This window comes from Paraburkholderia elongata (genome assembly GCF_013177735.1).
GTDB classification, from domain to species: domain Bacteria; phylum Pseudomonadota; class Gammaproteobacteria; order Burkholderiales; family Burkholderiaceae; genus Paraburkholderia; species Paraburkholderia elongata.
Window position 1 is genome coordinate 1 of sequence record NZ_WOEZ01000145.1, and the last position, 6589, is coordinate 6589.

A 6589-nucleotide genomic window follows, 5' to 3' on the forward strand; every position below is an offset into this window, starting at 1 on the left:
GAAGTTGTGGCGCGCACCCGTCACGCATTGATCGACTTGCGTGATAACAGATAAGGTCCGTCTTTGCACCGTCGGCTTTTGCTGGGAACCGGCGCAATCGCAAGAACACGATTGCGCCGGTGTTCGATCGCGGAACGGGATCAACGGCTATTGCCGAGTACCTTTTGCGCAGTCGCATCGACGGCCTGCCGCATTTTGTCGACCAGTTCGTCGATCTGCGCGTGTTCGATCACGAGCGGCGGGGCGACGATCAGCCGGCCGTTCGTCGAGCGCACGATGGCGCCCAGTTCGAAGCCGACAGTCCGGCTATGCCAGGTCAACTCGGCTTCGTCGCTAAAGCGCTCGCGCGTGGCCTTGTTCTTCGCGAACTGTATCGCGGCCACCGCGCCCACGCCCTGGATCTCGCCGATCAACGGGTGACCGGCGAACGCATCGCGCAATGCCTTCTGCAGATACGGACCGGTATCGTTCTTCGTGCGCTCGACAAGACGGTCTTTCTCGAGGACATCGAGATTGGCCAGCGCGACCGCTGCCGCGACCGGGTGACCTGAATAGGTCAGTCCGTGCGCGTAGACACCGCCTTTTTCGACAAGCGCCTCGCCGACCTGCCGGCTCATCACCAGACCGCCCATCGGCACATAGCCCGACGTCAGACCCTTCGCAATACAGATCAGATCTGGCTCGAAGCCGAAATGCCGATGCGCGAACCATTCTCCGGTTCGCCCGAAACCGCCAATCACTTCGTCCGCGCACAACAGCACGTCGTACTGACGGCAAATGCGCTGGATCTCCTGCCAGTAGCCGTCCGGCGGAAAGATCATGCCGCCTGCCCCCTGAAATGGCTCGGCGACAAAGGCGCCGACCCGGTCAGCGCCCAGTTCGAGGATCTTCCTTTCGAGCGACAACGCGGCCTGCTTGCCGAATGCTTCGGGGCTCAGATCGCCACCATTCGCGTACCAGTAGGGTTCGTCGACGTGCGTCACATTCGGAATCGGAAGGTCGCCCATCTCATGCATGAAGGCCATACCACCCAGCGACGCGCTGCCGACGGTCGACCCATGATAGCCATTGATTCGGCCGATCAATACCTTCTTGCCGGGCTTGCCCATGATGTCCCAGTAGCGCCGGACCGTACGAATGAGTACTTCATTCGCCTCCGAGCCAGAGTTCGTGTACACGACATGACTAAAACGATCGCCCAGCAGCGAGAACAGTCGTTCCGACAATTCAATCACTGCGGGATGCGTGGTGTGAAAGAACATGTTGTAGTACGACAGTTCCTTCATTTGCCGTGACGCTGCGTCGATCAGTTCCTGACGGCCGTAGCCGACGTTGGTGCACCAGAGGCCGGACATGCCGTCGATGTAACGGTTTCCGTCGTTATCCCAAAGATAGACACCTTCACCTCGAACCATCACGCGCGCCCCTTCGTTGTTCAGGGCTTTCTGATCGACGAAGGCATGCAGGTGATGGGCTGCATCGCTTTGTTGGTAATCGCGGGTGGCGCGGTGCGGAAAATTAGGAGCATTCATGTTCAAGGTTCCTGTTGCTTAGCGGTGTAGCGGACGGATTTCGCCTTCCACGTCCGGTGCGGCGGGTCGCCTGCACCTGGACTGTGCTCTCAGGCTCATTGCGGGTTTGATTCAGGCAGTGGATCGCCGGATCAGTAGCTGATCCACGTCGTTTTTAGCCCCGTGTATTTGTCGAGTGCATGCAAGGACAGATCACGGCCGAACCCCGATTGACGGAAACCGCCAAACGGGGTTTGCGCGCTAAGTGCGTCGACGGTGTTGACGGAAACCGTGCCGGCACGCAAGCGTGACGCTACGCGATGTGCGCGTGACAGACCGCCCGTCCAGACCGATGCGGCGAGTCCATAAATCGAATCGTTGGCGAGCGCGATCGCCTCGTCCTCGGTGTCGAATTTGAGAACCGACAGAACCGGCCCAAAGATTTCCTCTCGCGCAATCGGATCGCTTGCGTTCACATCGACAAAGATGGTCGGCTCGACGAAATATCCCTTGCCATTGACAAGCCGTGTTCCGCCGCCGGTCGCCAGCGTCGAGCTCGTGCGCCCCCGCTCGATCCATCCTTTTACCCGGTCGAACTGCGTACGGTCGACGATTGCACCCATGCCACTGGCAGGATCAAGCGGGTCGCCCGGCATGAAGTCGAGCGAATGGGTGATCAGGCGATCGACAAACTCATCATGGATCGAGCGATGCACCAGCAGTCGCGAATTGGCCGAGCACACTTCGCCCTGGTTGAAGAAGATGCCGAAGCACGCTTTGCGGGCCGCAAGATCGAGATCGTCCGCGTCTTCGAAAACCAGATTCGGACTCTTGCCGCCGCATTCGAGCCAGACCTGCTTCATATTCGATTGCGCGGCGTATTCGAGAAATTTCTTGCCGACGGCCGTCGACCCCGTAAATGCCAGGACGTCGACGTCTGGATGCAATCCGAGCGCGCGTCCTGCCGTTTCCCCGAACCCGGGCACGACGTTCAGCACGCCCGGCGGCAGTCCAGCCTCGAGCGCGAGTTCGGCAAGACGCAGTGCAGACAGCGGCGATTGCTCCGCGGGCTTCAGCACGACGCTATTGCCGGCTGCAAGCGCAGGTGCAATTTTCCAGGCCACCATATCGAGCGGAAAATTCCACGGCACGACTGCGCCGACCACGCCGAGCGGCTCCCGCGTGACAACAGCGAGATTGCCCGGATCGGTCGACGCGACCTCGCCGTTCACTTTGTCGATCGCTTCGCCATACCAGCAGAACAGGCTGCTTGCGGCCGGCACGTCGATATTGAATGCGTCGGCCACGCGTTTGCCCATGTTGAGCGAGTCGAGCAGGGCAAGCTCTGCGCCGTGGGACGCAATCATTGCACCTAACCGGCACAGGACGCGCTTGCGTTCGGCCGGCGGACAACGCGACCAATGCCCTGCATCGAACGAAACACGCGCAGCACGAACGGCGTAGTTGACATCTGCAATGCCACAGGATGCAACGTGGGCAATTACCGCCTCGGTCGCCGGATTGATCGCCTGGAAAGTCTCGCCGTTTTGAGCGTCCTTGAAGCGACCGTCAATGTGTGCCTGCGCGCGCGGGAGAACTTCTGCGGCCAGTCGCCGCCAGTCCATATAGTTGTGAATATCAGCTGAAGAATGACTCAAGGAATAACTCCGGTCTGGCGATGGGCAGGTCTACCTGCCCATCACGCGTATCAATGATCGAGACAGCTACTGCTCTAAAGCCGTACTGTCGATCAACAAAAAGGGACCGGAAAGAACAAATTTGCTCTTCATTGCATCTGTTTTTCCTATCCATTTCCAGAGTTGCATTCCCTTCTGATCTTTTTCGAGGTTCCGTTGCTCGAACGCCGGAACAGATTGTGAACACACATTAGTAGGCGGGGAAGAACGAGACGATTTTGCATCTGAAAAAACTATCCATAAGGTAGGAAAACTATTTTTATTCAATAAATGCGCGATGCTACGCTCCATCCGTCTCGTCCGGCAAGAGCACTGACAGACGCTCGCACCGGCTTCTTTTCTTACTAGGGGAACATCATGAGCGCTTGTCATTCTGGACGTCATCTTCGCCGTGCAACCGCGGCGGCCGCGCTACTCGCCTTCACCAGCCTCTGCGGGCTGTCGGTCGCGCCGGCGCTGGCGGCCGACACGGAGCTGAATGTGTACAACTGGTCGGACTATATCGCCAAGGACACGGTTCCGAACTTCGAGAAGCAGAGCGGTATCCACGTGAAGTACGACAACTACGACAGCGACGACACGTTGCAGGCCAAGCTGCTGGCCGGCAGTTCCGGCTATGACATCGTCGTACCGACATCGAACTACATGGCCAAGCAGATTCAGGCCGGCGTGTATCAGAAGCTCGACAAGACGAAACTCCCCAATCTCGCCAACCTGGATCCCACGTTGATGAAGATCATCAGTGAGGCTGATCCGGGCAATCAGTACGGTGCGCCCTACGCCTACGGCACCGACGGCATCGGCTACAACGTGCAGGCCGTGCAGAAAGCCCTGGGTGCGGATGCTCCTGTTGACAGTTGGGCGCTGGTGCTTGACCCGGCGTACGTCTCCAAGTTGAAGAGTTGCGGCGTGTCGTTCCTCGATCAGCCCGTCGACGTGTTCGCCGCCACGCTTCAATACATGCACAAGGACCCGAACAGCACCAGTCCAGGCGACTATCAGGCCGCCTTCGAAGTGCTGAAGAAGGTTCGTCCGTACATCACACAGTTCAACTCGTCGGGCTACATTAACGACCTCGCGAACAACGACATTTGCGTCACGCTCGGCTGGTCGGGCGACGTCGGCATCGCGCACCGCCGTGCGGTGGAAGCCAAGCGTTCATACGAGATCAAGTTCGACAACGTGAAGGAAGGTGGCCTGGTGTGGTTCGACGTGATGGTGATCCCGAAGGATGCGCCGCACTCCGAAGCGGCGCTCGCGTGGATCAATTACATCGAGGACCCGAAAGTTAACGCGGCCATTACCAACGAGGTTTTCTATCCGACCGCCAATGTCCCCGCACGCCAGTTCGTCACACCGGCCGTTTTGCATGACCAGGGCGTGTACCCATCGGCGGATGTGCTGAAGAAGATGACCCTGTTGAAGCCCTTGCCGACTGACATCCTTCGGCTTGAAAACCGCCTCTGGGCCCAGCTTAAAACAGGCCACTAAACCGTTATCCACGGCAAACAAGCTCATCGAAGCCTTCGCGGCAGGGGTCGCTTGACCCCTGCCCGCCTGAAGTAAGCAGCACGGTAGTCAGCCTGCGCGCTTTCAGGGTCGCACCTGCGCGCAGTCCCATGTTTCCCGATCGCAGCGCATTCTGCGAGCCGCTCCCAGCGTCTCGTATGGAGACACTTGCGCTCGCGATCCGCAAGGAATGGTTACATCATGAACTCGACGACATTAAATAGCGTAGCCGGCGCCACCCAGATGGCCCGCCCCGCCCCGACGACTAAATCGAAATCGGACGAATTCGTTCGCATCGAAAATGTCGTGAAAAAATTCGGCGACAGTACCGCTGTCAATAACGTCAACCTGAACATCGCGAAGAACGAACTGTTCGCGCTGCTCGGCAGTTCAGGCTGCGGAAAATCCACGCTCCTGCGCATGCTCGCCGGACTGGAAACGGTCACCTCCGGGCGCATTTTCGTCGACGGCGAAGATCTCGCTGCGATGCCGCCGTACAAACGCCCGGTCAACATGATGTTCCAGTCGTATGCGTTGTTCCCGCATATGAGCGTCGAAGCGAATATCGCGTTCGGCCTCAAGCAGGAAGGCACGCCGAAGAACGAGATCAAGGAACGTGTTGCCGACGCGCTCAATCTCGTGCAGATGAGCAAATATGCGCAGCGCAAGCCGCATCAGCTCTCTGGCGGCCAGCAGCAGCGTGTGGCGCTGGCCCGTTCGCTCGTCAAACGGCCCAAGCTGCTGTTGCTCGACGAGCCCATGTCCGCGCTCGACAAACAGATCCGCCAGAAAACGCAGCTCGAGCTGGTGAACATCATCGAGAAAGTCGACGTGACCTGCGTGATGGTGACGCACGATCAGGAAGAAGCGATGACGATGGCAGGCCGCATCGCGGTCATGAGCGAAGGCCACATCGTGCAGATCGGCTCTCCGAGCCAGGTGTACGAGTTTCCGAATAGCCGCTTCTCGGCCGAGTTCATCGGCTCGACCAACCTGTTCGAAGGTACCGTGGTCGCGGATGAACCGGACCACATCTTCGTCGAAAGCGAAGACCTCGAATCGCGCATTTACGTGAGCCACGGCATTACCGGACCGCTCGGCATGCCGGTGGGCATCTCGGTGCGCCCGGAGCGCGTGAAGGTCTCGCTCGACAAGCCCTCCACGCCGAACAACTGGGCGCGCGGCGTGGTTTCGGATGTTGCCTACATGGGCAGTTATTCGCTGTACCACGTACGCCTCGCGAGCGGCAAAACCGTCGTGTCGAATCTGTCCAGTTCGCACCTGATGAGCGAAGGTGCCCCTTCCTATAACGACGACGTGTTCGTCTACTGGTCGCCGGCTAGCGGCGTGGTGCTGACGCAATGAGCAATCCCACACCCTCCTCCCCCGCGGCGCTCGGCGCGCCGTCCGGCAGCCGTCTGCTCGGCTCGCTGAAAAAACGCCTCTTCATGCTGTTGCCGTCGGGACGAACAACGGTCATCGGTGTGCCGTTCATCTGGCTTGCCGTTTTCTTCGCCGTTCCGTTCGTACTGGTGCTGAAGATCAGTTTCACCGACTCGCGGCTTGGCATCCCGCCGTACACCGATCTCCTCAGTGCGAAGGATGGCGTGCTCCACGTGGTCATGCAGCTGGGGCACTACGCGTTCCTGTTGCAGGATGACCTGTATGTGGCCACGTATATCAGTTCGCTGAAGATGGCTGCGGTTTCGACCCTCTGCTGCCTGTTGATCGGCTATCCGGTTGCGTACTACATCGCACGCTCGGAGCCCGCGAAGCGCAACCTGCTGATGATGGGCGTCATGCTGCCGTTCTGGACGTCGTTCCTGATTCGCGTGTACGCATGGATCGGCATTCTGAAAGACGACGGCCTCC

The 6589-nt window shown here is 59.1% G+C and carries 5 protein-coding genes and 1 pseudogene; 3 read left to right on the forward strand and 3 right to left on the reverse strand.

Annotated features, from left to right (window positions below; translation table 11 throughout):
* Positions 1 to 140: 140 nt before the first annotated feature.
* The 3 genes from GNZ13_RS26305 to GNZ13_RS26315 form a co-directional block, all read right to left on the reverse strand.
* Positions 141 to 1532: an aspartate aminotransferase family protein gene (locus tag GNZ13_RS26305; protein WP_172169944.1), complete on the reverse strand. Its 1392-nt coding sequence runs from the start codon at positions 1530 to 1532 to the stop codon at positions 141 to 143.
* A 131-nt stretch (positions 1533 to 1663) separates the two neighbouring features.
* Complete coding sequence (locus GNZ13_RS26310) at positions 1664 to 3136, reverse strand: aldehyde dehydrogenase (RefSeq protein WP_172169953.1); 1473 nt, start codon at positions 3134 to 3136, stop codon at positions 1664 to 1666.
* Positions 3137 to 3235: 99 nt separating this feature from the next.
* A complete protein-coding gene (locus GNZ13_RS26315; protein ID WP_172169947.1) occupies positions 3236 to 3499 on the reverse strand; it encodes a hypothetical protein in 264 nt (87 codons plus the stop codon).
* A 66-nt stretch (positions 3500 to 3565) separates the two neighbouring features.
* On the opposite strand from GNZ13_RS26315, the gene GNZ13_RS26320 reads away from it, so the two are divergent.
* The 3 genes and pseudogenes from GNZ13_RS26320 to GNZ13_RS26330 all read left to right on the forward strand — a co-directional run.
* Positions 3566 to 4699 carry a polyamine ABC transporter substrate-binding protein gene (locus GNZ13_RS26320; RefSeq protein WP_172169950.1) on the forward strand — a complete coding sequence of 378 codons (1134 nt, stop codon included), beginning with the start codon at positions 3566 to 3568 and terminating at the stop codon, positions 4697 to 4699.
* Between the two features lie 261 nt (positions 4700 to 4960).
* Complete coding sequence (locus tag GNZ13_RS26325) at positions 4961 to 6082, forward strand: ABC transporter ATP-binding protein (protein ID WP_172169957.1); 1122 nt, start codon at positions 4961 to 4963, stop codon at positions 6080 to 6082.
* Positions 6079 to 6589, forward strand: a pseudogene (locus tag GNZ13_RS26330) (putrescine ABC transporter permease PotH); the annotation flags it as partial. The gene GNZ13_RS26325 and the pseudogene GNZ13_RS26330, both read left to right, overlap by 4 nt.

Coding starts and splice junctions, on each gene's coding strand:
- GNZ13_RS26325 (WP_172169957.1), top strand. CDS start 4,961: ATGGCCCGCCCCGCCCCGACGACTAAATCGAAATCGGACGAATTCGTT.
- GNZ13_RS26320 (WP_172169950.1), top strand. CDS start 3,566: ATGAGCGCTTGTCATTCTGGACGTCATCTTCGCCGTGCAACCGCGGCG.
- GNZ13_RS26305 (WP_172169944.1), bottom strand. CDS start 1,532: ATGAATGCTCCTAATTTTCCGCACCGCGCCACCCGCGATTACCAACAA.
- GNZ13_RS26315 (WP_172169947.1), bottom strand. CDS start 3,499: ATGGAGCGTAGCATCGCGCATTTATTGAATAAAAATAGTTTTCCTACC.
- GNZ13_RS26310 (WP_172169953.1), bottom strand. CDS start 3,136: ATGGACTGGCGGCGACTGGCCGCAGAAGTTCTCCCGCGCGCGCAGGCA.